Source organism: Mycobacterium numidiamassiliense (assembly GCF_900157365.1).
GTDB lineage: Bacteria > Actinomycetota > Actinomycetes > Mycobacteriales > Mycobacteriaceae > Mycobacterium > Mycobacterium numidiamassiliense.
This window is the reverse complement of record NZ_FUEZ01000003.1, coordinates 1,053,344-1,078,886: the sequence shown is the minus strand read 5'-3', so window position 1 is coordinate 1,078,886 and position 25,543 is coordinate 1,053,344. Positions and strand designations below refer to the sequence as shown.

At 67.9% G+C, this 25,543-nt stretch carries 25 protein-coding genes and 1 pseudogene; 19 read left to right on the top strand and 7 right to left on the bottom strand.

Annotated elements, in window-relative coordinates:
* Positions 1-2: 2 nt before the first annotated feature.
* Together MNAB215_RS04960 and MNAB215_RS04955 are read right to left on the bottom strand one after the other, a co-directional pair.
* The gene (locus tag MNAB215_RS04960; RefSeq protein ID WP_077077709.1) at positions 3-293 is read right to left on the bottom strand and encodes a WXG100 family type VII secretion target; all 291 of its coding nucleotides are present in this window, start codon (positions 291-293) and stop codon (positions 3-5) included.
* On the bottom strand, positions 286-597 hold the full coding sequence (locus MNAB215_RS04955; RefSeq protein WP_077077708.1) for a WXG100 family type VII secretion target: 312 nt from the start codon (positions 595-597) through the stop codon (positions 286-288). Before MNAB215_RS04955 ends, MNAB215_RS04960 begins: the two co-directional genes overlap by 8 nt.
* A gap of 79 nt (positions 598-676) precedes the next feature.
* Between MNAB215_RS04955 and MNAB215_RS04950 the strand changes: the two genes are divergently transcribed.
* The 7 genes from MNAB215_RS04950 to MNAB215_RS04920 all read left to right on the top strand — a co-directional run bounded on the left by MNAB215_RS04950 (position 677) and on the right by MNAB215_RS04920 (position 6,900).
* The gene (locus tag MNAB215_RS04950) at positions 677-946 is read left to right on the top strand and encodes a glutaredoxin family protein (protein WP_077077707.1); all 270 of its coding nucleotides are present in this window, start codon (positions 677-679) and stop codon (positions 944-946) included.
* A gap of 114 nt (positions 947-1,060) precedes the next feature.
* Entirely contained in the window at positions 1,061-2,434 is a 1,374-nt protein-coding gene (locus MNAB215_RS04945) for a glutamyl-tRNA reductase (protein ID WP_077077706.1), read from the top strand.
* A gap of 13 nt (positions 2,435-2,447) precedes the next feature.
* Positions 2,448-3,395, top strand: a complete 948-nt coding sequence (gene hemC, locus MNAB215_RS04940) for a hydroxymethylbilane synthase (RefSeq protein WP_077078429.1) — start codon at positions 2,448-2,450, stop codon at positions 3,393-3,395.
* A 23-nt stretch (positions 3,396-3,418) separates the two neighbouring features.
* Positions 3,419-5,086 (top strand): bifunctional uroporphyrinogen-III C-methyltransferase/uroporphyrinogen-III synthase, encoded by a 1,668-nt coding sequence (locus MNAB215_RS04935; protein WP_077077705.1) that lies wholly within the window; start codon positions 3,419-3,421, stop codon positions 5,084-5,086.
* Positions 5,087-5,089: 3 nt separating this feature from the next.
* Positions 5,090-6,070, top strand: a complete 981-nt coding sequence (hemB, locus tag MNAB215_RS04930) for a porphobilinogen synthase (RefSeq protein WP_077077704.1) — start codon at positions 5,090-5,092, stop codon at positions 6,068-6,070.
* 42 nt (positions 6,071-6,112) lie between these two features.
* Positions 6,113-6,658, top strand: a complete 546-nt coding sequence (locus MNAB215_RS04925) for a DUF3093 domain-containing protein (RefSeq protein WP_077077703.1) — start codon at positions 6,113-6,115, stop codon at positions 6,656-6,658.
* On the top strand, positions 6,655-6,900 hold the full coding sequence (locus MNAB215_RS04920; protein ID WP_077077702.1) for a hypothetical protein: 246 nt from the start codon (positions 6,655-6,657) through the stop codon (positions 6,898-6,900). Before MNAB215_RS04925 ends, MNAB215_RS04920 begins: the two co-directional genes overlap by 4 nt.
* On the opposite strand, the gene MNAB215_RS04915 is transcribed toward MNAB215_RS04920, so the two are convergent.
* On the bottom strand, positions 6,897-7,340 hold the full coding sequence (locus tag MNAB215_RS04915) for an STAS domain-containing protein (RefSeq protein WP_077077701.1): 444 nt from the start codon (positions 7,338-7,340) through the stop codon (positions 6,897-6,899). The genes MNAB215_RS04920 and MNAB215_RS04915 overlap by 4 nt on opposite strands.
* Positions 7,341-7,639: 299 nt before the next feature.
* On the opposite strand from MNAB215_RS04915, the gene MNAB215_RS04910 reads away from it, so the two are divergent.
* Positions 7,640-8,878: an acyltransferase family protein gene (locus tag MNAB215_RS04910; protein ID WP_077077700.1), complete on the top strand. Its 1,239-nt coding sequence runs from the start codon at positions 7,640-7,642 to the stop codon at positions 8,876-8,878.
* Between the two features lie 153 nt (positions 8,879-9,031).
* Positions 9,032-9,733 carry an Rv0518 family GDSL lipase gene (locus MNAB215_RS04905; RefSeq protein WP_077078428.1) on the top strand — a complete coding sequence of 234 codons (702 nt, stop codon included), beginning with the start codon at positions 9,032-9,034 and terminating at the stop codon, positions 9,731-9,733.
* 371 nt (positions 9,734-10,104) lie between these two features.
* On the opposite strand, the gene MNAB215_RS04900 is transcribed toward MNAB215_RS04905, so the two are convergent.
* Both MNAB215_RS04900 and MNAB215_RS04895 read right to left on the bottom strand, forming a co-directional pair.
* Positions 10,105-12,267, bottom strand: a complete 2,163-nt coding sequence (locus MNAB215_RS04900; RefSeq protein ID WP_077077699.1) for an acyltransferase family protein — start codon at positions 12,265-12,267, stop codon at positions 10,105-10,107.
* Positions 12,268-12,284: 17 nt separating this feature from the next.
* On the bottom strand, positions 12,285-13,163 hold the full coding sequence (locus MNAB215_RS04895) for an alpha/beta hydrolase (RefSeq protein ID WP_077077698.1): 879 nt from the start codon (positions 13,161-13,163) through the stop codon (positions 12,285-12,287).
* Between the two features lie 153 nt (positions 13,164-13,316).
* Here MNAB215_RS04895 and MNAB215_RS04890 point away from each other — a divergent pair, with 153 nt between their 5' ends.
* The 5 genes and pseudogenes from MNAB215_RS04890 (at position 13,317) to MNAB215_RS04870 (ending at position 19,810) form a co-directional block, all read left to right on the top strand.
* On the top strand, positions 13,317-14,918 hold the full coding sequence (locus tag MNAB215_RS04890; protein WP_077077697.1) for a phospholipase C: 1,602 nt from the start codon (positions 13,317-13,319) through the stop codon (positions 14,916-14,918).
* Positions 14,919-15,044: 126 nt separating this feature from the next.
* Positions 15,045-16,190 (top strand): LLM class flavin-dependent oxidoreductase, encoded by a 1,146-nt coding sequence (locus tag MNAB215_RS04885; RefSeq protein WP_077078427.1) that lies wholly within the window; start codon positions 15,045-15,047, stop codon positions 16,188-16,190.
* Between the two features lie 2 nt (positions 16,191-16,192).
* Positions 16,193-17,527 carry an MFS transporter gene (locus MNAB215_RS04880; protein WP_077077696.1) on the top strand — a complete coding sequence of 445 codons (1,335 nt, stop codon included), beginning with the start codon at positions 16,193-16,195 and terminating at the stop codon, positions 17,525-17,527.
* 91 nt (positions 17,528-17,618) lie between these two features.
* Positions 17,619-18,355: pseudogene (locus MNAB215_RS30735) on the top strand (class I SAM-dependent methyltransferase).
* Between the two features lie 105 nt (positions 18,356-18,460).
* Positions 18,461-19,810, top strand: coding sequence for an amino acid permease (locus MNAB215_RS04870; protein WP_077077695.1), 1,350 nt, complete (start codon positions 18,461-18,463; stop codon positions 19,808-19,810).
* Here MNAB215_RS04870 and MNAB215_RS04865 read toward each other — a convergent pair.
* Entirely contained in the window at positions 19,794-20,189 is a 396-nt protein-coding gene (locus tag MNAB215_RS04865; protein ID WP_077077694.1) for a nitroreductase family deazaflavin-dependent oxidoreductase, read from the bottom strand. The genes MNAB215_RS04870 and MNAB215_RS04865 overlap by 17 nt on opposite strands.
* A gap of 85 nt (positions 20,190-20,274) precedes the next feature.
* Complete coding sequence (locus tag MNAB215_RS04860) at positions 20,275-21,468, bottom strand: cytochrome P450 (RefSeq protein ID WP_108637568.1); 1,194 nt, start codon at positions 21,466-21,468, stop codon at positions 20,275-20,277.
* A gap of 79 nt (positions 21,469-21,547) precedes the next feature.
* Between MNAB215_RS04860 and MNAB215_RS04855 the strand changes: the two genes are divergently transcribed.
* From MNAB215_RS04855 to MNAB215_RS04835, 5 genes are read left to right on the top strand one after another with little or no spacing between them, the layout of a single operon-like run.
* Positions 21,548-22,120 (top strand): TetR/AcrR family transcriptional regulator, encoded by a 573-nt coding sequence (locus MNAB215_RS04855; protein WP_245830128.1) that lies wholly within the window; start codon positions 21,548-21,550, stop codon positions 22,118-22,120.
* A gap of 56 nt (positions 22,121-22,176) precedes the next feature.
* Positions 22,177-23,520: a glutamate-1-semialdehyde 2,1-aminomutase gene (gene hemL, locus MNAB215_RS04850; RefSeq protein WP_077077693.1), complete on the top strand. Its 1,344-nt coding sequence runs from the start codon at positions 22,177-22,179 to the stop codon at positions 23,518-23,520.
* Positions 23,520-24,128: a histidine phosphatase family protein gene (locus MNAB215_RS04845; protein WP_077077692.1), complete on the top strand. Its 609-nt coding sequence runs from the start codon at positions 23,520-23,522 to the stop codon at positions 24,126-24,128. The genes hemL and MNAB215_RS04845 overlap by 1 nt, the downstream gene beginning before the upstream one ends.
* Positions 24,125-24,727: a TlpA disulfide reductase family protein gene (locus tag MNAB215_RS04840; protein WP_077077691.1), complete on the top strand. Its 603-nt coding sequence runs from the start codon at positions 24,125-24,127 to the stop codon at positions 24,725-24,727. Before MNAB215_RS04845 ends, MNAB215_RS04840 begins: the two co-directional genes overlap by 4 nt.
* Complete coding sequence (locus MNAB215_RS04835; protein ID WP_077077690.1) at positions 24,724-25,503, top strand: cytochrome c biogenesis CcdA family protein; 780 nt, start codon at positions 24,724-24,726, stop codon at positions 25,501-25,503. The genes MNAB215_RS04840 and MNAB215_RS04835 overlap by 4 nt, the downstream gene beginning before the upstream one ends.
* The last annotated feature ends 40 nt before the right edge of the window (positions 25,504-25,543 follow it).

Sequence of the window (25,543 nt, the reverse complement as noted above, 5' to 3'; positions counted from 1 at the left end):
GCTCACGACCACATGCTCAGATTCTTGGCGGCGGCGCCGGTGTAGTTGCCGTGCGCGGTGTGCGCGGCTGCCCGCAATTGAGCCAGCGCCTCGCGCATGATCGCCTCGCCCCGAGCCCAATGCTTGTGTGCCTCGGCGTGAGCGGCCGCACCCTCACCTGTCCAGGTCGTGTGCAAATTGCCTACCAGAGAATCGATTTCGGCAATCATGCTCTCGGCATAGCGCTGAAATTCCGCCATCCGCTCGACCGCGTCGGCCAGCGCCTCGGGATCCACCCGGAATGCCTCACTCACCGCGCACCACTCGCAACGACTGCGCGGAAGCGGCATCGTTTTGCGCGTAGCCCGTGCCGGCCTTGCCAACCGCCTTGGACAGCATCGATAAGCCCGTCTCGACCTCAACGGCTCCGCGGTGCCACAGCTGCCACGCGGAGCCGTAGGCGCTGCCGGATGCGCCTTGCCAGCCGCCCAGCATCTCGCCGATCTGACCGTCGAGTTCGGAGAGTTGATTTCGCAGCGACTCGGCAGCACCGAGCAGTCCTTGGGCGAACCCCTGCATCATCTGGGGATCGACACGCAGATTCTCGTCAGCGGCCATAACCGAAACCTAGCGACTACCGGGACCGCCCACAATTCACGCTGAGGGTGTCCAGCGGTGCTGATGCCACACTGGTGCCATGACCCAGCCGACAAGCCGGCCGCAGGTAGAGCTGCTGACCCGTGACGGATGCACCATCTGCGCACGCGTGCATGCGCGGCTGGCCGAACTCGCCGGTGAGCTGGGTTTCGATCTGTCGACGACCGACGTCGACGCCGCCGCGAAATCGGGCGCCCCGGGGCTGCGCGCCGAGTTCGGCGACCGCCTGCCGGTGATCCTGCTGGACGGCCGGGAACACAGTTACTGGGAGATCGACGAGCCCCGGCTGCGCGCTGATCTCGCACGATAGCGGGGCCGCAGCGGCCGTTGGCTCAATATTTGGTAGCCCAACGAATAAACGATTAACGTAGACGACTAGTTCAGTTACTGCTGGAAGCAAGGGAGCTGGCCAGGTGATGCTGCCGTGAGCATCCTGCTCTTCGGGGTTTCGCACCGCAGTGCGCCGGTCTCCGTCCTGGAACAAATCAGCATCAACGAATCCGATCAGACCAAGATCGTCGACAAGGTGCTGCAATCGCCGCTGGTCACCGAGGCGATGGTGTTGTCGACGTGCAACCGCGTCGAGGTCTATGCGGTGGTCGACGCGTTCCACGGCGGGCTGGCCGCAATCGGGCAGGTGCTGTCGGAACACTCCGGAATGCCCATGGGCGACCTGACCAAGTACGCCTACGTGCGCTATAGCGAGGCCGCCGTCGAGCATCTGTTCGCCGTCACCGGCGGGCTGGACTCGGCGGTCATCGGCGAGCAGCAGGTGCTCGGCCAGGTGCGCCGGGCCTATGCCAACGCCGAGGCCAACAGCACCGTCGGCCGGGTGCTGCACGAGCTGGCCCAGCGGGCACTGTCGGTCGGCAAGCGGGTGCACTCCGAAACGGGCATCGATGCTGCGGGCGCGTCGGTCGTCTCGGTCGCGCTGGGCATGGCCGAACGCACGCTGGGCGGGCTTTCGGGCCGGACGGCCGTGGTGATCGGCGCCGGTGCGATGGGCGCCCTGTCGGCGAGCCATTTGACCAGGGCCGGCATCGGACAAATCGTGGTGCTCAACCGTTCGCTGCCTCGCGCGCAGCGGCTGGCCCGCAAGATCCGCGAATCGGGCGTAGTGGCGCACGCGATGACGCTGGACGGGCTCGACCACGCGCTGGCCGACGCCGACGTCGTGGTCAGCTGCACCGGAGCCGTGAGCCCTGTGGTTTCCCTGGCCGACGTGCACCACGCGCTGGCCGCCTCACGCCGCGACGAAGCCACCCACCCGCTGGTGATCTGCGACCTGGGCATGCCGCGCGACGTCGACCCTGCGGTGGCCGGACTGCCTGGCGTCTGGGTCGTCGACGTGGACCGGATCCAGCGCGAACCGGCGGCCCACGCTGCGACCGCCGACGTCGACGCCGCCCGCCACATCGTGGCCAGCGAGGTCGCCGCCTACCTGGCGGGACAGCGGATGGCCGAGGTGACGCCGACGGTAACCGCGCTGCGCCAGCGGGCCGCCGATGTGGTCGAAGCCGAGCTGCTCCGCCTGGAGAACCGGCTGCCCGGCCTGGAGAGCGCCCAGCGCGAAGAGGTCGCCCGCACCGTCCGTCGGGTGGTGGACAAGCTGTTGCACGCGCCCACCGTGCGGATCAAGCAGCTCGCCAGCGCCCCCGGCGGTGACAGCTACGCCGAAGCGCTGCGTGAGCTTTTCGAGCTTGACCAGACGTCCGTCGACGCCGTTGCCACCGCCGGTGAATTGCCGGTTGTGTCAACGGGATTCGACGCGGGCAGCCCAAAGCAGTCCGCCGAGTAGCCAATTGGCGCACGTGATACGGATAGGCACGCGGGGCAGTCTGCTGGCCACCACCCAGGCCGGCATCGTCAAAGACACGCTCATCGCCAATGGTCATTCCGCGGAGCTGGTGATCATCAGCACTGCGGGCGACCGGTCTTCGGACCCCATCGAAACCCTGGGCGTGGGGGTGTTCACCACGGCGTTGCGCGAGGCCATCGAGGACGGCCGCGTCGACGCGGCCGTGCATTCGCACAAGGATCTGCCGACGGCCGATGACCCCAGGTTCACGATCGCGGCCATACCGGTCCGCAATGACCCGCGCGATGCGCTGGTAGCGCGCGACGGACTGGTGCTCGGCGAGTTGCCGACTGGTTCGCTGGTAGGAACGTCGTCCCCGCGACGGGCCGCGCAGCTTAGAGCATTGGGTCTCGGTTTGGAAATCCGCCCCCTACGAGGCAACCTAGATACCAGGTTGAACAGGGTAAGCAGTGGTGAACTTGACGCCGTCGTGGTGGCCCGGGCCGGTCTGGCTCGTCTGGGCCGCCTCGCCGATGTCACCGAGACGCTAGAGCCGGTGCAAATGTTGCCAGCACCGGCTCAGGGCGCGCTCGCCGTCGAATGCCGCTCCGGCGACATCCGATTGGCGGCGGTGCTGGCGGAGTTGGACGACGCCGACACGCGCGTGGCGGTCACCGCGGAGCGAGCTCTGCTAGCCGAACTGGAGGCGGGTTGCTCCGCACCGGTGGGAGCGATCGCTGAGGTGGTCGAGTCCATCGATGAGGACGGCCGGCTCTTCGAAGAGCTGTCGCTGCGCGGCTGCGTAGCGGCGCTGGACGGGTCCGATGTGATCCGTGCGTCCGGCATCGGCACTCCCGGTCGGGCTCGAGAGCTGGGGCTCTCGGTGGCCGCGGAGCTGTTCGAGCTGGGCGCCGGGGAGCTGATCGGCAATGCGCGGCAGGACCCCGCGCAAGGAAACTGAATGAGAGTGACGTGGGAGCGACAATGACGACGCGAGGGCGTAAGCCGAGACCGGGCCGCATCACTTTCGTGGGTTCGGGCCCCGGCGATCCGGGACTGCTGACCACGAAGGCTGCTACGGCGTTGGCCAACGCAGCCCTGGTGTTCACCGACCCCGACGTGCCCGACCCGGTGCTGGCGCTGATCGGCAAGGACCTGCCGCCGGTTTCCGGCCCGGTGCCTGCCGAACCGGCACCCGCGAATGCCGACGGGACCACCGATAGCGATCAGGGGCAGGCATCGCCCGCCGTGATCTCCGGCGGGCCCGACGTCCGCCCGGCCCTGGGCGAGCCTGCCGACGTCGCCAAGACGCTGGTCGCCGAGGCCCGAACCGGTGTCGACGTGGTGCGTCTGGTGGCCGGAGACCCGCTGACGGTCGACTCGGTGATCACCGAGGTGAACGCCGTCGCGCGCAGCCACCTGCACGTCGAGATCGTGCCCGGCCTGGCCGCCACCAGCGCGGTCCCGACCTACGCGGGACTGCCGTTGGGCTCCTCGCACACCGTCGCCGACGTGCGCGCCGACGTCGACTGGGAGGCCCTGGCCGCCGCCCCCGGACCGCTGATCCTGCAGGCCACAGGGTCGCATCTGGCCGAAGCGGCCCGCACCCTGATCGAGCATGAGCTGTCCGAGACCACGCCGTGTGTGGTGACCGCGCAGGGCACCACGTGTCAGCAGCGTTCGGTCGAAACCACGCTGCATGGGCTGACCGAGCCTGGTGTGCTGGACGGTGGCGCCAACCCGGCCGGTCCGCTGACCGGGCCGCTTGTGGTCACCATCGGCAAGACGGTGAGCAGCCGGGCGAAGCTGAACTGGTGGGAGAGCCGCGAACTGTACGGCTGGACCGTGTTGGTGCCGCGCACCAAGGACCAGGCCGGCGAGATGAGCGAGCGGCTGACCTCCTACGGCGCGCTGCCCGTCGAGGTGCCGACCATCGCCGTCGAGCCGCCGCGTAGTCCCGCCCAAATGGAGCGTGCGGTCAAGGGATTGGTCGACGGCCGATTCCAGTGGGTGGTGTTCACCTCGACCAACGCGGTGCGCGCCGTGTGGGAGAAGTTCGGCGAGTTCGGTCTGGACGCCCGCGCTTTCTCCGGCGTGAAGATCGCCTGCGTCGGAGAGTCGACGGCCGACCGGGTCCGCGCGTTCGGGATCAGCCCCGAGCTGGTGCCGGCCGGCGAGCAGTCCTCACTCGGTCTGCTGGACGACTTCCCGCCCTACGACAGCATTTTCGACCCGGTCAACCGGGTCCTGCTGCCGCGCGCCGACATCGCCACCGAGACGCTGGCCGAGGGCCTGCGCGAACGTGGTTGGGAGATCGAGGATGTCACCGCGTACCGGACGGTGCGTGCCGCACCTCCGCCGGCGTCCACCCGCGAGATGATCAAGACGGGCGGCTTCGACGCGGTGTGCTTCACGTCGAGTTCGACGGTGCGCAACCTGGTCGGCATCGCGGGCAAGCCGCACGCGCGCACCATCATCGCCTGCATCGGGCCCAAGACCGCCGAGACCGCCGCCGAGTTCGGTTTGCGGGTCGATGTCCAGCCCGAGACGGCGGCAATTGGCCCGCTGGTCGACGCACTGGCCGAGCATGCCGCGCGGTTGCGCGCCGAGGGCGCGCTGCCACCGCCGCGCAAGAAGAGCCGCAGGCGCTAGCTAATGGCCTACCCGCGGCATCGGCCGCGCCGGCTCCGCACCACCCCCGCGTTGCGTCGCTTGGTGGCGCAAACCTCGCTGGAGCCAAGGCATTTGGTGTTGCCGATGTTCGTGGCCGACGGTATCGACGAACCGCAGCCGATTCCGTCCATGCCGGGCGTGGTGCAGCAGAACCGGGATTCGCTGCGCAGCGCCGCCGCGGATGCGGTCACGGCAGGCGTCGGCGGGCTGATGCTCTTCGGTGTACCGCGCGAGCAGGACAAGGACTCGGCCGGCTCGGCCGGCACCGATCCCGACGGCATCCTCAACGTCGCGCTGCGCGACCTGTCCAAGGATCTCGGCGATGCCACCGTGCTGATGGCCGACACCTGCCTGGACGAGTTCACCGACCACGGCCACTGCGGCGTCCTCGACGAGCGGGGCCGCGTCGATAACGACGCCACCCTGGCGCGGTACGTGAAGCTGGCGGTGGCACAGGCACATTCGGGCGCTCATGTGGTGGCCCCGAGCGGGATGATGGATGGTCAGGTGGCCGCTATCCGCGACGGTCTGGACGCCGCGGGCCACAGCGACGTGGTGATCCTCGCGTACGCCGCGAAATTCGCCTCAGCGTTCTACGGCCCGTTTCGCGAGGCGGTGAGCTCGAGCCTGTCCGGGGATCGGCGGACCTATCAGCAGGAGTCGGGCAACATCCGGGAGGCGCTGCACGAGATCGAGCTGGACGTCGACGAGGGCGCCGACATCGTGATGGTCAAACCAGCGATGAGCTGTCTCGACGTGGTGGCGGCCGCGGCGGCGATCTCGCCGGTGCCGGTCGCGGCCTACCAGGTGTCGGGGGAGTACGCGATGATTCGTGCTGCGGCCGCCAACAACTGGATCGACGAACGCGCCGCCGCGCTGGAATCGCTGATCAGCATCCGCCGTGCCGGAGCCGATATCGTGCTGACCTACTGGGCCACGGCGGCGGCGGCTTGGCTGTCGTAGCGGGCGCATGTCGCGGGGTGAGAATCAGGGGATGAGGCTTCAATGACTGCAGCGCGGGACAGCGAACCCAAGCCGTTGTTCTATGAATCTGGTGCGAGCTGGCTGTGGGTGCTGACCGGCCCGCTCGCGGCGGCGTCGATGATTCTGATCGAGATATGGAGCGGCGCACAGGTTTCGCTGGCGGTGCCGGCGATCTTTTTGGTGATGGTGTCGGCGTTCGTGGCCTTGCAGGTGAAGGCGGCGCGCATCCACGTTTCGGTCGAGCTGACCCAAGACGCTCTGCGTCAGGGCACCGAAACCATCCTGGTGCGCGAGATCGTGAGGGTCTATCCGGAGGCGGAGAATTCGGTCAAGTCCGACAAGCCGCTGGCGAAGTGGCAGGAGGCGCGGGCGCTGGGCGAGCTGTCCGGGGTGCCGCGGCGCCGGGAGGGCATCGGCCTGAAGCTGACCGGGGGTCGTACCGCGCAGGCGTGGGCGCGCCGACACCGTCACCTTCGGGCGGCGCTGACTCCGCTGGTGCAGGAGCGGGTCGAGCCTGCCCGGTCAGACGCGATCGACGGCGACGACGACGCCGGGCCGACCCTGTGATCGGCCGTTACCGGGCGCTGCTGGAACTCGCGCTGGCCTGTGCCGCACTGGTCGGCGCCGGGGTGAGTTGGTTGCATGCGCGTTTCCCGCGGGGCGTGGGACCCGTCGCCGAGGGACAGCCGTCCACGATGTCGCTGGTCTATGACCCGCAGCTACTGCTGCTGACTATGCTGCTGGCGATTATCGCCGGCGTGCTGGCCGTGGTCGGGGTGGCCAGGTGGCGGCGCCTCAGGGCGCGCTAGGCCGTCTTCTTGATCAGCGGCAGCACCAGCTGACGCCGGATTACGATGGCGTTGGCCAGGTCGCGCAGCGCCTCGCTGACCGAGCGGGTGACCGGAAACATCGCCTCGTCGTGGTCGCAGCCGTCATCCAGCACGTCGAAAACCGCCGGGCTGGCCACCAGGGTCCACTCCACGCCGGCCGCGCGGCACTCGTCGTCGAATGCGGTTAGCAGCGAAATACCGGCCGCAGCACAGGGATTCACTTCGCTCATGTCGAGTACGACGGGGTTGTTCGCGAGGACGAAGCGGCGGATGTACTCGCCGGCCGGGTCGACGTTGAAGGCGTCGATCTCGCCACGGATGGTCACCACGGTCGCCAAGTGCCGGCAGTGGGCCCGGATCTGTGCGCCACCGCAGTCGAACGTGTCGTTGCCCTGCCTGGTGGCGATCGCGAAAGTCATGAGCAGCCTCTCCAAGACGATGGGAGCCCGACGCAGTGTCGACCAACCTGCCCTCAACGGTGCCTGCGAAATATAAGGAGACCGAAAGCCGCGTCTATTTTTTTGTTAAATAAGAGGGCTTTTGCGGGCTATTGGGGGCTTTTTACCGACTTGGCCGGGCCACGCCAGTGCCCTGACGCCGTCGGGGTGCTCGCTTTGTTAGGCTGCCAGGGCTACACGGTTGCGGGTCGGGGGGCTTGCGGTAGGGCGGAATCGCCCGGTCAGCCGGATGAAATAGCGAACGAGACGGAAAGAGCGTCGTGCGCAGCGGAGAGATCAAGGGTGAGATCAAAGCCCTGACCGGGCTGCGCATCGTCGCCGCGGTGTGGGTGGTCCTCTTCCATTTCCGGCCGATGCTCAGCGACATCTCGCCCGACTTCCGCGAGAACCTCGCGCCGGTGCTCAACTGCGGCGCCCAGGGCGTCGACCTGTTCTTCATCCTCAGTGGATTCGTGCTGGCCTGGAACTACCTCGATCGCATGGGCCGGTCGTGGTCGGCGCGCGCGACGCTGCACTTCCTGTGGTTGCGGCTGGCCAGGGTGTACCCGGTGTACCTGGTCACCCTGCACCTGGCCGCGCTGCTGGTGATCCTGTCGCTGCACGTCGGCCATGAGCCGCTGCCCGAGGTGGGATCGCTCACCGCGATCAGCTATGTGCGCCAGATCCTGCTGGTGCAGCTGTGGTTCGAGCCATTCTTCGACGGCACCAGCTGGGACGGGCCGGCCTGGTCGATCAGCGCGGAATGGCTGGCCTATCTGCTGTTCGGTGCGCTGATCCTGGTGATCTTCCGGATGAAGCTGGCCACCCGGGCGCGCACCCTGATGGTGCTGGCCTTCATCGCGCAGCTGCCGCCGCTGGTGCTGTTGTTGACCAGCGGCTTCTTCTATACGCCGTGGAGCTGGTTGCCGCGGATCGTGACCCAGTTCGTCGCAGGCGCGCTGGCCTGCGCCGCCGTTCGCCGGCTGGATCTGAGCGAGCGCGCTCGCCGCGTGGTCGGATACGTCTCCCTGCTGCTGCTCGTCGCCACGGTGGGCCTGATCTACCTGCTCGACACCTATCCGATCAGCGGAGTCCTGGACAGCGCCGGTGTGGTCGACATGCTGTTCGTGCCGCTGGTGATCACGCTGGCGGTCGGCCTGGGCAGCCTGCCGAGGCTGCTGTCGACCCGGGTGATGGTGTACGGCGGGCAGATCTCGTTCTGCCTGTACATGGTCCACGAGTTGGTGCACACCACCTGGGGTTGGGCCGTACTGCAGTTCCGGCTCACGCCGTGGGAATCCGATTCGCCGTGGAAATGGAACGTCATCGGCCTGATGGCGATCGCGCTGGCCATCTCGAGCCTGATGTACCACTGCGTCGAAGAGCCCGCGCGCCGCTGGATGCGTAGGATGGTCGACGTCCGACCGGCGACCACGAAGATCGAGTCCGTCGAGTCGGCCAACGCGAAACTTCACCAGATCGACGGTGCGCTGGAAGCGGTTTCGGCCCGAGCGGTGTGAGCCTTGCACCGGGTCGCCAATTATCCTGTGGCCCAGGCATCATCGGAATGCCCATCCGATAGCGGCCTGCCGCAGCGAAATTGGGCCGATTTCTCATACGATTCCGTTAATTTGGATGCTGCATACGTCACTGTTCACTGGGGGAGGTACGTGGTGAGTCGACTGGCCACATTCGTCATCAGCCTCGCCGCGGTGGCCGGCGCTGTTGCTCCGGTCTGGGAAAACCCGGCGCGGGTGCGGGCATACGAGACGCTGACGCTGGATTCCTCCGTGAACCACATCGCCGTGATCGGCGATTCGTACACCACCGGCAGCGACGAGGGCGGCCGGGGGCCCAAGGCGTGGACGGCCCGCGCGTGGCAGGCGTTGGCGCAACGCGGGATTCGGGTCGCGGCCGATGTGTCAGCCGAAGGCGGGGCCGGCTATGGCGTGCCGGGCAACCACGGCAGCATCTTCGAGGATCTGACCGCCCGGGCGGTCAAGCCGCAGGACGCCCTGGTGGTGTTCTTCGGCTCCCGCAATGACCAGCCTGTTGACCCTGGAGAGCTGGCCGACAGGACGCGCGAGACCTTTGCGCTGGCGCGCCGGTTCGCGCCGACGGCGAGGTTTCTGGTGATCGGTCCACCGTGGCCCACCGCCGACGTGCCCGCCGAGGTGCTGCAGGATCGCGACGTGCTCAATGCGGAGGCGCGGGCCGCGGGAGCGGCGTTCGTCGATCCCATCGGCGACCGCTGGTTCGTCGACCGGCCCGATCTGATCGGTCCCGATGGCGTGCACCCCAACGACGCGGGCCACGCGTACATGGCGGGCAAGATTGCCCCACTGGTGGGGATGCAGCTGTCGCGGCAAGCCTAGGTGTGTCGGGCCGCTTCTTGAGCAAACCGCACCCGCGGTCGGCGGCGCGATGTCCTTCCGATCGATGCGGGCGTCAAAGTCCCTATGCCGCAAAACATCAGCTCAAACGCGTAGATCTAGCCGGTCTCGTTGCGCAGGTGCGACGTTGCGCAGGTGCGACGGCCGGCCAAGCCTTAATCGTCGGCGTGGCGCTCGTAATCCCAGCGCTCCAGCCGCGCCTGCAGTTGCAGCATGCCGACACCGACGAGCGGTGCGGCAGCCGCCAAGCAGACCAACAGCAGTGGCGTCATCCCCAAACCTCCAAACCCCTTATCTTCCTAGCACGTTGGCTGACCTTGTGAGGTTCATTGACCAATAAAGTCATCGCTTAGTTATTCGCCCGTGACGGCACTGTCGGTTAGTGCGCCGAACACCGGGGCCAGCAGCCGCGCGTACTCGGTCGTCACGTGGTTGTCGTCGCGGAACACCAGGGTGTTGCCGACGATCATCGGGCAGCGTTCCGGGGTGCAGAACAGGTCGCTCACGTCGGCGTAGTGGCCGCCGGCACCGGTGACCGCTGCCTGCTCGGCCGCGACGCCCGCTCTGCTGACAGCGTCGGCTCGGGCCGGCGCGCAGGCGGTGGCGTCGTCGAGGTGACCGGACAGGCATGCGGGCACCGCGGAGCGCGGATCAGGGGCGGGTCCCAGGACCAGGACGGACGCACCGCTACGGCGTAACTGGGCGACCGTGTGGCCCAGCGTGTTGATCCAGGCGGGGTCGTAGGAGGTGAAGCCGAAGTCCGCGCCGTAGCGCCGGCTCATGCTCAGCACGACCAGACGCGGGTGCTCGGCGGTCACGCGCGCCAGGATCTGGCCGCGCCACTGTTCGCACTCGGTGTACTCACGGCCCAGATACGGGCTGTCGATGGGCAGGTCCTGTAGCGGGCAGGTCACTTTGGCCAGCGTTTCCAGCCGCCAGTGCCGTTGGTCGGCGAGTTGCTCAAACGCCGGGTTCCACATGGCGGCGTGCGAGTCGCCGATCAGGGCGACGGTCGTCGGCGAGGCGGTGTCGCCCGTCGCGCATTCGGCCTGCCCGACCTCGCGCCAGGATCGCACGCAGCCGTTGACGAATACCGCAGCCTTGTCGGCCGGAGCGTCAGCCAGCGACGGGTCCAGGTTCGAGGGCACAGCGCGCAGGCTCGCCGACGCCGCGACCGCGGCGCGCACCTGCGCGAACGCATCGCGGACCGCGGCCTCGCGCGGGTCGGCGGCCTGCGGATTGGCCCCCGCGAATGTCGCCGTGGGCAGCGCGACGATGTTGGCCGCCGCGGCGGCCGGCCCGTGACCCACCGGCACCGGAATCACCCTGAGCAGCAGCAGGCAGGCGCACGCGGCGACTCCGGTGGCGACGCCGGCCACGGCCAGGCTGGTCTTGGCCGATCGGCGTAGAGCGGCAGCGAAGCGTCCGGGGTTTTCGACCAGATGCAGGGTGATCACCGCGAGCCCGGCCGAGATGAAGATCGCGCTCAGCCGGGCCGGCAGGCCCGCGGGTTCGCCCAGCAGCTGCGGCAGCAGTAGCAGCACCGGCCAGTGCCACAGGTACCAGGAGTACGAGATCCGGCCGATCGCCCGCATCGCCGGCCGGCACAGCAGGCGACCGGGGCCCAGGCTGCCGGTGACGCTGCCGCCGCCGATCACCAGCGCGGTCCCCAGCACGGGCAGCAACGCCGCGGTACCGGGGTAGGGCGTGTGCGGGCCGAGCTGGGTGCAGGTGAGCAGGATCAGTGCCAGGCCGCCGCATCCGGCGACCGCCGCGGACAACAGGGGCAGCTGGCGCCACTGCGGAAGCGTCAGCGCCACCAGGCCGCCGACGGCCAGCTCCCAGGCGCGGGTCGGCAGCGAAAAGAACGCCCAGGACGGCGAGATGCGGGTCCACAGCACCGCCGCGGTCAGCGAGGCCGCACCGACCAATCCGAGCAGCACGGTGTACGGCAGTGCCCGGGCCGCGGCGCCGGGGCGCAGCCGGCCGATCAGCCACGCGGTGCCGATGATCAGCAGCGGCCACACCAGGTAGAACTGCTCCTCGACGCCCAGCGACCAGTAGTGCTGGAACGGCGAGGGCAGGTCGGCGGCCAGGTAGTCGGTGCCTTGCTGGGCGAACCGGTAGTTGCCGACATACAGCGCGCTGGCCACGCCATCGACGAAGACGCTGCGCGCCTGCAACGGCGGCAACACGATCGCCGCCGTGATCGCGGTGGCAATGCCGACCGTGGCCGCGGCGGGCAGCAGCCGGCGGGCCCGGGCACCGTAAAAGCTGCCCAGCGCAACGGCATTGGTAGTGGCGACCTCGCGCCAGAGCAGGCCGGTGATCAGGAAGCCGGAGATGACGAAGAAGACGTCCACACCGATGTAGCCGCCGGTTACACCCGGTATGCCCGCGTGGTAGAGCACGACCGCGATCACCGCGACCGCGCGCAGTCCCTCGATGTCCGGCCGGAATTCGCTTCGCTTGGTCCGGGTAGTGCCGCTGGGGATGACTTCCTGTCGGACTGTCATACCGTGTGCGTGCCTCGCTAAGTCGCCAGCCAGGAGAGCTCGCCGGGTAATTGCAAACGCCACCACGTCATGTCATGGCCGCCGATTGTGAAGCTTACTGCCGGTGGCGTTTTGAGTTGGCTCACGAATTGGCGTGTCGCGGGATAGAAGCGATCGAATGTTCCGCAGTCCACCCGCAGCGGAATCTGGGACAACGCCGGCAGGCCCATCACGCTGTTCGCCATCCAGTCCTCTTCGCTGTCAAACGCTTTGGGTGCGCAGTCGGCGTAGGACGTGTACAGCGCCGGGCTGATCGCGCAGATCCCCGCGGTCCGCGACGGCCCCAGCTTGGCGCCCAGGCGCAGTGCCCCGTATCCACCCATCGACCAGCCCATGAACCCGACCCGCGAGGTGTCCAGGCCCATCGAGCCCAGCATCGGCAGGAGTTCGTCGATGACCATCGCACCGGAGTCGGTGCCGTCGGCCCGCTTGTGCCAGTAGGAGTCGCTGCCGCCGTCGACGCCGACCACCGCGAACGGCGGCTTGCCCTCCTTGACCAGTCGGGCCAGCGCGTCCTCGACGCCGCAGTCCAGCATCATGTTCGCGTCGCCGTCCTTGCCGTGCAGCGCGATCACCGCCGGCAGCAATCCGCTCTGCGACGTCTGCCCGGGCGGCAGCGCGATCACCCAGTTGGTCTTGACGCCACCGCGCGCCTTCGAGATGAACGATCCCGTCAGTTTGTTGGGCAGGTTGCTGCTCGCGGTCGACGGTTCGAACGGGGTGGGTGACAGCGGCGCCGCTTGTGGCTGCGGGGGATCCACGAGCGCGCTCAGTGCCCAGGCGCCCATGGCTGCAGCGCTGGCACTAGCGCCCACTCGCAGCACCGCGCGGCGGGTCAGATCGGGCACGAAGGTCATAATCTCGCGCCCACTAGTTTTTTCCGACCCTACCGACCCCTTTGGAAGGGCTTTGTAATCCGGTGGCTATCGACCGGTTATTTCGAGCCACCGGCGACCGTTTGCCTCGAGGAATTTTGCGGATCTCGGCGCGGGCTGGTATGGCGTTGCGACATGGTATTACCGCGCGCCGCCGCCGTCAGTCGCCTCGCCGCAGCGCTTGTTCTCGTCGCCGCCTGCGCTCACCAGCCCGCGGCTCCGGGTGCCGAACCGCCCACCGCGACACCCATCCACCACCTGGTGGTCATCTTCGAGGAGAACGTCTCCTTCGATCACTACTTCGGGACATACCCTCATGCCGCCAACGCCGACGGCCAACCGTTCAACGCCAGACCCGGCACCCCCGCGGTCGACGGCCTGACGCCAGACCTGTTGACGCACAATCCCAACTCGGCGCAGCCGATGCGACTGGGCGGACCGGGCCAGCAGGTGACCTGCGATCAGGATCACGCTTACCAGGCCGAGCAGTCGGCCTTCAACGGCGGCGCGATGGACCGCTTCGTCGAGCACGACGAAGGCGAGACCTGCTCTCCGCCGGCCTTCAACGTCCCGGGGCTGGTGATGGGCTACTACGACGGCAACTCGGTGACTGCGCTGTGGAACTACGCGCAGCACTATTCGATGAGCGACAACTTCTACAACACCACCTTCGGCCCTTCGACGCCCGGCCATATCAACCTGATATCGGGCCAAACGCACGGAGTGACAAGTAAATTCATGCCGGGCGGGCTGCCGTTCCCGCCGCACACGGTGATCGACGACGCGGGCAATTGGCAAGGCACCCTGATCGACGATTCGCAGCCCTTCGGTGACGACTGCTCGTCGCGGGACCAGGTGCAGTTCGGCGCCAGCAACAGAAACGTCGGAGACCTGCTCAACGCCAAGGGCATCACCTGGGGCTACTTTCAGGGCGGTTTCAAACCCACCAGCAGAAGACCCGACGGCACCGCGCAGTGCGATGCGACGCACAATGTCGGCGCGGCCGTCGGCGGCACCGGAAAGACCGGGGCGCTGGCGTTCGGTACCAAGCCCGACTACGTCCCGCACCACGAGCCGTTCCAATACTACCCGTCGACGGCCAACCCACATCACTTGCCGCCCAGCGGAATCGACAAGATCGGCCGCACCGATCAGGCCAACCACCAATACGACGTGTCGGATTTCTGGGCCGCCGCCGACGCCGCCCAGCTGCCGTCGGTCAGCTTCCTCAAGCCACCCGCCTACCAGAACGCCCACGCCGGCTACTCGGATCCCGCCGACGAACAGCAGTTCCTCGTCGAGACCATCAATCATCTGCAGAAGCTGCCGCAGTGGCGCGACACCGCCGTCGTCGTCAGTTACGACGACTCCGACGGCTGGTATGACCACAAGGCGTCGACGATCGTATTGTCTTCGGCCACAACCGAAGACGCCCTGAACGGCCCGGGCCGTTGCGGAGATCCGGCCGCAGAGCCGATCGCCTACCAGGGCAGGTGCGGGTACGGGCCGCGGCTGCCGCTGCTGGTGGTTTCGCCTTACGCCAGAAGTAATTTCGTGGACCACACCCGCACCGACCAAACGTCGATCCTTCGGTTCATCGAAGACAACTGGAACACCGGCCGCATCGGCGACCACTCGTTCGACGAGCTCGCCGGCCCGCTGTCCGCTTTGTTCGACTTCACCGGTGCGCCGCAGCCGACGCTGACGCTCGACCCGCGCACCGGTAACCCGCAATAGCCCCGGGCCGGATCGAATCTGCCAGGTTTCAACCCTCGCGCTCGCGGGCGATGTTTCGCACGATGGAGCTTTCGTGCATGGTTTCGGGCGCCGGTCGACGGCGGAGCGAGAGTGGAAGAGGACTGGATGAGCCTGGCATTTCATTGGTTTTTACCGACGTACGGGGATTCGCGAAACCTCGTCGCCGGGGGCCACGGCACGGCCATGCACGGGGACCGACCGGCCACGTTGCGGTACCTGCACCAGATCTGCGCAGCGGCCGAGGACAACGGTTTCGAAGCGGTGCTCACCCCCACCGGATTGTGGTGTGAGGACGCCTGGTTGACGACGGCAGCGCTCATCGAGCGCACCGAGACCCTGAAGTTCCTGGTGGCATTCCGGCCGGGGCTGCTCAGCCCAACGCTGGCCGCGCAGATGGCCGGAACTTTCCAGCTGCACTCCGAGGGACGGCTGCTGCTCAACGTCGTCACCGGCGGCGAGCCGCACGAACAGCGGGCCTACGGCGACTTCCTGGATAAAGATGCGCGGTATGCGCGTACCGGGGAGTTCTTGCACGTGGTGCGGGAACTGTGGACCGCAAAGCAGCCGGTGACGTTTACCGGAGAACACATCCAGATCGAGGGTGCGCAGCTGAACAACCAACCCGACCCGATACCCCCAGTGTTCTTCGGCGGCTCGTCGGGATCAGCCGGGCCGGTCGCCGCCAAGTACTCCGACGTCTACCTCACCTGGGGCGAGCCGTTGACCGCGGTCGCGCAGAAACTCGACTGGGTGCGTGGGCTCGCCGTCGACGCCGGCCGGGTCCTGCAGTACGGCTTGCGGATTCACGTGATCAGCCGCCCCACCGCCGAAGAAGCGTGGGCCGAGGCGGACCGGCTGCTGGCCGGCGTCGACCCCGCCGATGTCCAACGGGTCCAGGCCAGCCTGGCCCGCAGCGAGTCGGAGGGGCAGCGCCGCATGCTGAGCCTGCACGGCGGCAAAAGCGGCGAACTGCTCGTCGGGCCCAACCTGTGGGCCGGAGTCGGCCTGGTTCGTGGGGGCGCGGGCACCGCCCTGGTCGGGTCGCACGCCGAGGTCGCCGAAAGGCTGGCGGAGTACGCGCAACTGGGCATCCGGCACTTCATCCTGTCGGGCTATCCGCACCTGGAAGAGGCCTACTGGTTCGGTGAGGGCGTGCTGCCACTGCTCGAGCGGATGCGGTTGTGGAAGCACCCCCATCGCCGGGCCCAGCCCCGTGCGGCGACGCCGTTCGCGGTCGCTTCGGCGCAGTAGCCATGTCGACCACGCTGCCCGCACCCGCGGCGGCCGACAGCCTGGACGAAACCGACGCCGATCGGCGCCGGCGGCTGCGCACCGTCGTCACCGCGAGCCTGCTCGGCACCACGGTGGAGTGGTACGACTTCTTCCTCTACGCCACCGCCGCCGGGCTGGTGTTCAACAAGCTGTTCTTCCCCAATGCCAGCTCGTTCGTGGGAACCCTGCTGGCGTTCGCGACCTTCGCCGTCGGGTTCGTCATGCGGCCGGTCGGGGGCCTGGTCTTCGGCCACATCGGCGACCGGATCGGCCGCAAGCGCAGCCTGGCGCTGACCATGCTGATCATGGGCTTCGCGACGGCCCTCATCGGGGTATTGCCGAGCGCCGCACAGATCGGGATATGGGCGCCGGTGCTGCTCCTGGTGCTGCGGATACTGCAGGGCTTCGCGCTGGGCGGCGAGTGGGGCGGCGCGGTGCTGCTGGCCGTCGAACACAGCCCGGGAGACCGACGTGGCCGATACGGCGCGATCCCGCAGATCGGCCTGGCCCTCGGACTGGCGCTGGGAACCGGGATTTTCGCCTACCTACAGGTTGCGTTGGGCTCGGCGGATTTTCTGGCCTACGGCTGGCGCATCGCGTTCCTGCTGAGCCTGGTGCTGGTGGCCGTCGGAATCGTGGTGCGGCTGAAGGTCGACGAAACGCCGGCATTTCAGGAGCTGCGTGACATCGAGGCGGCCTCCACCGTGCCGGTCCGCGACATCTTCCGCGGGGCTCGCGCCAGGCGCAATACGCTGCTCGGGCTGCTGGCCCGCTGGGCCGAGGGCTCAGCATTCAACACCTGGGGTGTGTTCGCCATCAGCTACGCCACTGGGGCGCTGGGCTTTCACAAGGTGCCCGTCCTGCTCGTGGTGACGATCGCCGCGCTGGTGATGGCCGTGCTGCTACCCGTATCGGGTGTGCTGTCCGACCGCTTCGGGCCTCGGCGGGTGTACCTGGCGGGTGTGGTCCTCTACGGCCTGGCCACGTTCCCGGTGTTCGCGCTGTTCGGGAGCAAGAACCTGGTCCTGTTCGGCCTGGCGATGGTCGTCGTGTTCGGCGTCGTGCACGCGCTTTTCTACGGCGCCCAGGGCACGCTTTTCTCGTCGTTGTATCCGACCCGAAGCCGCTACACCGGACTGTCGTTCGTCTACCAGTTCTCCGGGATCTACGCCTCGGGCGTGACCCCGATGATTTTGACCGCGCTGATCGCGGCCCAGCATGGCGCGCCGTGGCTGGCATGCGGGTATTTGGTTGGGACGGCAGTGATTAGCGTGGTCGCGACGTCGCTCCTGCGCGAGCGCGACCTGTATCTGTGAGCTGACCCGCAGTAGAAAATCGCGCTTCTCAGTAGGCTGCACTACGAAGATTGCCGTGCCCCGTCAGCAGTGACAGGGAAGCGAGAACACAATGACTGACGCGAACGGCGCCGGTTTCGAACAGCTCCACGACCAGGCGGAGCACACCGACAGGCGGATCCCCTGGGATATCGGCGGCCCGCAGCCGGCAGTGCAGCAACTTGTGGCCTACGGCGGGATCCGCGGTGAGGTGCTCGATCCCGGTACAGTCCCGGCTACCACGCTATTCATTTTGCAGCGCAAGGATATTCGGCAACAGGGATCGATGATTCGCCGTCGGCCATCGAGCGCGCCAAGCACAACGCCGAGCGAGCAGGGGTGCCGGTCGATTTCCAGGTGGGCGACGCCACCAGGCTGGAAGGTTTCGAGGGCCGATTCGACACCGTGGTGGACAGCGCGTTCTATCACGTGTTTTGAATGACGAGGACATCCAGACGCGGTACGCGCAGGCGCTGCACCGGCACCAAACCCGGGGCGCGTTTGTACATGTTCGAGTTCAGCCCGGACAACGTCAACGGACTGCAGTGGACAGCTATACCCGCCGACAACTTCGAGCGGGTTCTCGGTGCCAGCGGATGGCGCATCGACTACCTGGGCAGCACGACCTATCAGGCCCGCTTCCTCAAGGAGACGTTCGACGCCATGAAGACATTCGCGTCAGAGCATTAGGGCGAGATCCTGGAGCGGATGCGACCGCTGGTGCATCGGCTCGGCGTTATCGACCCCCTGCTGGAAGACCACCTGGTGCACCGTGCGGTGTGGTCCGTGGTTGCCAGCCGCCTGGACTGACCACGGTCCGAGGGGTGCCCGGGTGGTGCCCCGCTCGACGGTGTGTTGGGGTTAGTGACCAGTATCAGGTCGCAGGCACGGCCAAGGCCCAGGAGGTGGCTAGTCATGGCTAGCACTTCGCAGCTGCGGCAAGGCCTTTCCCAGCGACAGCTCAGTATGATCGCGCTCGGCGGCGTGATCGGAGCGGGATTGTTCGTCGGATCCGGCGTGGTGATCAAAGACACCGGGCCCGCCGCGTTCCTGACCTACGCGCTATGCGGTCTGCTGGTCGTCTTGGTGATGCGCATGCTCGGCGAGATGGCCGCCGCGAACCCGTCGACGGGATCGTTCGCCGACTACGCGGCCACCGCACTCGGTGGCTGGGCGGGCTTCTCCGTCGGCTGGCTGTACTGGTACTTCTGGGTGATCGTCGTCGGGTTCGAAGCCGTCGCCGGCGGAAAAGTGCTCAACTACTGGTTCCACGCGCCGCTGTGGCTACTCTCGCTGTGCCTGATGGTGCTGATGACCGCGACGAACCTGTTCTCGGTGTCGTCGTTCGGCGAGTTCGAATTCTGGTTCGCCGGAATCAAAGTCGCGACCATCGTCGCGTTTCTCGGCATCGGCGCGGCGTTCATCCTCGGGCTGTGGCCCGGTCATCACGGCGGGTTCGCCAACCTGACGGCGCAGGGCGGGTTCTTCCCGAAAGGCGTTGGTGCGGTGTTCGCCGCCATTGTGGTGGTGATCTTTTCGATGGTGGGGGCCGAGATCGTCACCGTCGCCGCGGCCGAAAGCCGCGACCCCGTGCTTGCGGTGCGGCGAGCGACCAGATCGGTGGTCGCTCGTATCGCGATCTTCTACGTCGGGTCGGTTTTTCTGCTCGTGGTGATCCTGCCGTGGAACTCGGTGGAGCTGGGCTCCTCGCCGTACGTCGCGGCGTTCAAACACATGGGTCTGGCCGGCGCGGATGAGGCCATGAATGCCGTGGTGCTCACGGCGGTGCTGTCCTGCCTGAACTCCGGCCTGTACACGGCGTCCCGGATGCTGTTCGTGCTCGCCGACCGCGACCAGGCACCCAAGGCGCTGGTCAAGCTCAGCCGCCGCGGAGTGCCGTCGGCCGCGATCCTGTTCTCGTCGGCGATCGGTTTCGGCTGCGTGCTGATGTCCTGGCTGGCGCCGCGCACGGTGTTCCTGTTCCTGCTCAACTCCTCGGGCGCCATCATCTTGTTCGTCTACTGGTTGATCGCTTTGTCGCAGATCGTGCTGCGCCGCCGTACCCCCGACGACGAGCTTGCGCTGAAAATGTGGTTCTTCCCGGTGCTGTCGATTCTCACGCTGGCCGGGATCACCGCCGTGCTGGTGCAGATGGCGTTCGACCGCTCGGCGCGCAGCCAGCTGTGGCTGTCGCTGTTGTCCTGGGCGGTGGTGATCGGGTTGTACTTGGTCGGCCGCGCCCGACGCGCTAGGGCGTCTTGCTGAACAGCACCGCCTGCTCGAACGGCAGTCGCCCGAACACGCGCCGCGTCCCGCTGCTCACGTGCTCGGCCGCCTCGTCGCGGGTGACGACCTGCGGGTTGGTGATGCCGAACGTCTTGCCGTGGCGGCGCATCTGTCCACCGCCGGCCGCCTTGAGGTTCTTCAGCCAGTCGCGGTCCGGGCCGTAGGTCAGCAGCACCGCGATGCCGGGCTTGCCGTCGACGGTGGCGTTGAACGCGCTGACCGGCGTGCTGAACTCCTTGCCGGACTTGCGGCCTTTGTGCTCGATGATGGCGAACGATGGGGCCCAGCCGGCCCACAGCTTCTGAATGGGATTGGTCACGTGCCGGTTGAAGCGGGCCAGGCCTTGTGGAAGTTGCATACCACCATCCAACTCGCCGGACCCGGCTCACTCAACCCGCATTCCCCGGTTGTCGGCATGTCTTTGCCCCCACGTCCGTTGGGTTTCACCAAGTCACGGGCAGTTCACCAAGCCCGCCGGCCAGCACGTCGTCGCGCGCCGTCAGGGTCGCACAGTCGACCGCCAGCCGCATCGACGGAAATCGCGGAATCAGTTGCGCGAATACGGTTTTGAGCTCGATGCGCGCCAACGGGGCGCCGAGGCAGTAACGCGCCCCGTACCCGAAGGTCAGGTGCGCCGTCTGCGCGCGCCCGAGATCGACCGCGTCCGGCTCGGCGAAGGCCGCCGGATCGTGATTGGCGGATCCGATGTCCAGCAGCACCAGGTCGCCTGCCCGGATCGTGACCCCTTCGATCCGGAAGTCCGCACGGGCGTATCGCGGAATGCCCGCGACGCCGGCGCCGCCGCGGGTCGAGGCCCGCAAGAGTTCCTCGACCGCATGGGGAATCAACTCCGGGTTGTCCGAAAGTTCTTGCCACCTAACGGGATTGGACAGCAGCAGGAGCACGCCCCAGCCGATCTGGACCACGGTCGTCTCGTGCCCGGCGAACAACAGATGCATGGAACGGGTGGCGGCCTCCTCGTCGGAGACCCCGTCGGTGGCGCACAGCCTCGACATCACATCGTCACCCGGATGCGCGCGTTTGTGCTTGACCAGCTCGAGGCCGTAGCGATAGAGCTCGGCCAGTCCGCGTTCCGACCGGGCACGGTCGCAGACGTTGGCGGTGTCGTCCGTCCACTGTCGGAACTGGTCGCGATCGGCGTAGGGCACCCCGAGCAATTCGCAGATCACCAGGATGGGCAGCGGCAGCGCCAGCGCGGCGTGCAGGTCGGCCGGCGAGCCCGCCTCGTCCAGGTCGTCGAGGAGCCCCGCGGTCAGCGCCTCCACCCTGGGTGCCAGGCCGCGCAGGTGCCTGGGGGAGAAGTGCGGCTGCAGCAGGGCGCGCATCCGCGTGTGGTCGGCTGTTTCGGTGTCGAAGTCGCCCAGCGGACCGCCGAACAGCGCCGATTCGCCGCTGCGCGCGGCGGTCTCGGGCCGCGGGTGCGAGCGGCCCAGCCTGGGGTCGTCGAGCAGCTCGCGCACCTGGGCGTAGCCGGTGATCAGCCAGGCCTCGTGGCCCACCGGGGTGCGCACTCGATGCACCGTGCCGAGCGACCGGAGTTGGCGCAGCGCGGGCGCCGTCTCGAGCGGGTGCGTGTGTCGGAACGGCAATTGCGGTAGTTGGACTGACGTGGCCACCACGCCTCCAATGCATTTGTATAATCAGACATATACAAAGCTAGTTGTAAACTCTAGCTTTGACAAGAAGGATTTGCGGGTGACCACGACCAAATCTGTGCCGACACGGCGGATGCCCCGCGCGCAACGGCGTGAGCAGATCCTCGGCGCCGCGACTCGGGCGTTCGCCCGCGCGGGCTTCGCCGACACCGGCCTCGACGTCATCGCCGCCGAGGCCGGCGTGACTCCCGTCATCGTCTACCGGCACTTCGCGTCCAAGGCCGACCTCTACCGGGCGGTCCTGGAATCCGCCGGCGACCGGCTGCGCGACGTCGTCGGCACGGACGCGTTCGACGACACCAGCATCCCCGCGCTGCTGCGGGCCGCAGCCGCCGATCCCGCCGCCTTCCGGCTGCTCTTCCGCTACGCCCCGCGTGAACCGGAATTCTCCGACGTCATCGAGGCTCATCAATCAGCGGCGACCGAGATCGCCCGTCGCAACCTCGCCGAGGTCGTCGACGAGCGATGGCGCAGCTGGGCGGCGGCGCTGCTACCGGCGCTGACCACGGACGCCGTCATCGCCTGGCTCGACGCCGGCCAACCCGACCCCGAGCAGGCGGCGCAGCGCATCCGTCACATCGTCGACGCCGTGATCCACGCCGCGCAGGAGTAGCCGAACTCTTACACCCTGTAGTTGATCGCGTTGCCAAGGCTGGAACACTGGTCTTCATGGGCAGCACTGATCAGGCCCCCGCTGCGGCCAGGGGAGCCGTCACCGTCTCGGCGAGGCTTTTCGACGAGGCGTGCGCGGTGATTCCGGGCGGGGTGAACTCGCCCGTGCGGGCCTTTACCGCGGTCGGTGGCACGCCGCGGTTCATCACCGAGGCGCGCGGCTGCTGGCTCACCGACGCCGACGGCAACCGCTACGTCGACTTGGTGTGCTCGTGGGGCCCGATGATCCTGGGCCACGCGCACCCGGCCGTGGTCGACGCGGTCGCCAAGGCCGCCGCCGCCGGGCTGTCGTTCGGCGCGCCCACCCCGACAGAAATCCAGCTGGCCCGCGAGATCATCGACCGGGTGGCTCCGGTCGAGCGGATCCGGCTGGTGAACTCCGGCACCGAGGCCACCATGAGCGCGGTGCGGCTGGCCCGCGGGTTCACCGGCCGGGCCAAGATCGTCAAGTTCTCCGGCTGCTACCACGGCCACGTGGACGCGCTGCTCGCCGACGCCGGCTCGGGGGTGGCGACGCTGGGTCTGCCGTCCTCGCCCGGGGTGACCGGTGCCGCCGCGGCCGACACGATTGTGTTGCCCTACAACGATATCGATGCTGTACGGCAGACCTTCGCCCAGTTCGGCGACCAGATCGCCGCGGTCATCACGGAGGCCAGCCCCGGCAACATGGGCGTCGTCCCGCCCGCGCCGGGCTACAACGCGGCGCTGCGCGCCGTCACCGCCGAACACGGTGCGCTGCTGATCATCGACGAGGTGATGACGGGTTTCCGGGTCAGCCGAAGTGGCTGGCATGGAATCGATCCGGTCGCCGCTGACCTGTTCACCTTCGGCAAGGTGATGAGCGGCGGGCTGCCGGCCGCCGCGTTCGGCGGACGGGCCGAGGTGATGGAGCGGCTTGCTCCGCTGGGCCCGGTGTATCAGGCCGGTACATTGTCGGGCAATCCGGTGGCGGTGGCCGCCGGGCTGGCCACGCTGCGCAACGCGGACGACGCGGCCTACGCCGCGCTGGACGCCAACGCTGACCGCCTCGCCGGGCTGTTCTCCGAAGCCTTGACGAATGCTGGTGTACCACATCAGATTCCGCGGGGTGGCAACATGCTCAGCGTATTCTTCAGCGACAGGCCGGTCACCGACTTCGCGTCCGCGCGCGGCAGCCAGACGTGGCGCTACCCACCGTTCTTCCATGCCCTGCTCGACGCGGGCGTGTACCCGCCGTGCAGCGCCTTCGAAGCCTGGTTTGTTTCAACGGCATTGGATGACAACGCTTTTGACCGTATCGCCGACGCGCTGCCCGGTGCGGCCCGTGCGGCCGCGAATGCCACTCAGGAGGGCAGGCCCTGATGGCCGAACAGACCCGGGTCCATGTGATGCGACACGGCGAGGTGTACAACCCCGACGGCATCCTGTACGGACGACTGCCCGGATTTCGCTTGTCCGACAAGGGGAAAGCGCAGGCGGCCGCGGTGGCAGAGGCGCTGGGGAACCGCGACGTCGTCGCCGTCATCGCCTCGCCGCTGGAGCGGGCCCAGGAAACGGCCGGATTCATCGCCGCCGAGCACGGCCTGCCCGTGGACGCCGACCCCGACCTGATCGAATCGGCCAACTTCTTCGAGGGCAAGCGCATGGGCCCGGGCGACGGCGCCTGGCGGGACCCGCGCTTCTGGTGGCAGCTGCGCAACCCGTTCACCCCGTCGTGGGGCGAGCCCTATGTCGAGATCGCGGACCGGATGAGGACCGCGGTGGACAAGGCGCGCGCCCGTGCCGCCGGTCATGAGGTGGTGTGCGTCAGCCATCAGCTGCCGGTGTGGACGTTGCGGCTGCATCTGACCGGCAAGCGGCTGTGGCACGACCCGCGGCGACGGGAATGCGGCCTGGCCTCCGTGACCACCCTGGTGTACGAGGGCGATCGCCTCGTCGACGTCGAGTACTTCGAACCGGTGGTCGCTTGAGCACGTTTCGGCTGGCCCTCGCCGGGGCAGTGGTGGTGTCCGGGTTGCTGTCAGGTTGCTCCGGTCGCGACGCCGTCGCGCAGGGCGGCACCTTCGAATTCGTCTCGCCCGGAGGCAAAACCGACCTCTACTACGACCCGCCCGCCAGCCGTAGCCACCCCGGCCCGCTGTCCGGGCCGGATCTGGCCGACCCGGCGCACCCGCGGTCGCTGGACGACCCGATCTTCGCCGGCAACGTCGTGGTCATCAACGTCTGGGGGCAGTGGTGTGGCCCGTGCCGGGCCGAGGTCAGCCAGCTGCAGCAGGTGTACGACGCCACCCGGGCCTCCGGGGTGTCCTTCCTGGGCATCGACGTCCGTGACAACAACCGCCAGGCCGCGCTGGACTTCATCGACGACCGCGGGGTGACGTTCCCGTCGATCTTCGACCCGGCGATGCGCACCCTGATCGCCTTCGGCGGCAAGTACCCCACCACCGTGATCCCGTCCACGCTGGTGCTGGACCGCCAGCACCGGGTGGCCGCGGTGTTCCTGCGCGAACTGCTCGCCGCCGATCTACAGCCCGTGGTCCAGCGGCTGGCCCGGGAACCGGGTCAATGAACCAGTTCACCCAGATCGCCGCCGCCGGACCGCTTCTGGTGGCACTGGGCGTGTGCCTGCTGGCCGGTCTGGTGTCGTTTGCGTCGCCGTGCGTAGTGCCGCTGGTGCCCGGCTACCTGTCGTATCTGGCCGCGGTCGTCGGGGTCGACGAGCAGCCGCCCCCGGGCGCGATCAAGGCCCCGCCGTCGGCCCGGTGGCGTGTCGCGGGATCGGCGGCATTGTTCGTTGCGGGGTTCACCACGGTGTTCGTGCTCGGCACCGTCGCCGTACTCGGGATGACCAGCACCCTGATCACCAACCAGCTGGTGTTGCAGCGGGTCGGCGGCGTGCTGACCATCGTCATGGGTCTGGTCTTCGTGGGTTTCGTCCCGGCCCTGCAGCGCCAAATCCGCTTCAGCCCAACGCAATTGACGACCGTCGCGGGGGCGCCGCTGCTAGGCGCGGTGTTCGCGCTGGGCTGGACGCCGTGCCTGGGGCCGACGTTGACCGGGGTGATCACCGTCGCCTCGGCCACCCAGGGCGCCAACGTCGCGCGGGGCATCGTGCTGGTGATCGCCTACTGCCTGGGGCTGGGCATCCCCTTCGTCTTGCTGGCGTTCGGCTCGGCCGGCGCAGTGGGGGGCCTGGCCTGGCTGCGACGGCACAGCCGGGCGATCCAGATTTTTGGCGGCATCCTGCTGATCGCGGTGGGCGTGCTGCTGGTCACCGGTGTGTGGAACGACTTCATCTCCTGGCTGCGCGACGCCTTCGTCAGCGACGTGAGGTTGCCGATTTGATCCCGCTGATAGTCGCCTACGTGCGCAACACCTGGCGCGC

Coding starts and splice junctions, on each gene's coding strand:
- hemL (WP_077077693.1), top strand. CDS start 22,177: ATGGGCAGCACTGATCAGGCCCCCGCTGCGGCCAGGGGAGCCGTCACC.
- MNAB215_RS04935 (WP_077077705.1), top strand. CDS start 3,419: ATGACGACGCGAGGGCGTAAGCCGAGACCGGGCCGCATCACTTTCGTG.
- MNAB215_RS04885 (WP_077078427.1), top strand. CDS start 15,045: ATGAGCCTGGCATTTCATTGGTTTTTACCGACGTACGGGGATTCGCGA.
- MNAB215_RS04950 (WP_077077707.1), top strand. CDS start 677: ATGACCCAGCCGACAAGCCGGCCGCAGGTAGAGCTGCTGACCCGTGAC.
- MNAB215_RS04890 (WP_077077697.1), top strand. CDS start 13,317: ATGGTATTACCGCGCGCCGCCGCCGTCAGTCGCCTCGCCGCAGCGCTT.
- MNAB215_RS04895 (WP_077077698.1), bottom strand. CDS start 13,163: ATGACCTTCGTGCCCGATCTGACCCGCCGCGCGGTGCTGCGAGTGGGC.
- MNAB215_RS04900 (WP_077077699.1), bottom strand. CDS start 12,267: ATGACAGTCCGACAGGAAGTCATCCCCAGCGGCACTACCCGGACCAAG.
- MNAB215_RS04865 (WP_077077694.1), bottom strand. CDS start 20,189: ATGCAACTTCCACAAGGCCTGGCCCGCTTCAACCGGCACGTGACCAAT.
- hemB (WP_077077704.1), top strand. CDS start 5,090: ATGGCCTACCCGCGGCATCGGCCGCGCCGGCTCCGCACCACCCCCGCG.
- MNAB215_RS04955 (WP_077077708.1), bottom strand. CDS start 597: ATGGCCGCTGACGAGAATCTGCGTGTCGATCCCCAGATGATGCAGGGG.
- MNAB215_RS04880 (WP_077077696.1), top strand. CDS start 16,193: ATGTCGACCACGCTGCCCGCACCCGCGGCGGCCGACAGCCTGGACGAA.
- MNAB215_RS04870 (WP_077077695.1), top strand. CDS start 18,461: ATGGCTAGCACTTCGCAGCTGCGGCAAGGCCTTTCCCAGCGACAGCTC.
- MNAB215_RS04845 (WP_077077692.1), top strand. CDS start 23,520: ATGGCCGAACAGACCCGGGTCCATGTGATGCGACACGGCGAGGTGTAC.
- MNAB215_RS04925 (WP_077077703.1), top strand. CDS start 6,113: ATGACTGCAGCGCGGGACAGCGAACCCAAGCCGTTGTTCTATGAATCT.
- MNAB215_RS04915 (WP_077077701.1), bottom strand. CDS start 7,340: ATGACTTTCGCGATCGCCACCAGGCAGGGCAACGACACGTTCGACTGC.
- MNAB215_RS04835 (WP_077077690.1), top strand. CDS start 24,724: ATGAACCAGTTCACCCAGATCGCCGCCGCCGGACCGCTTCTGGTGGCA.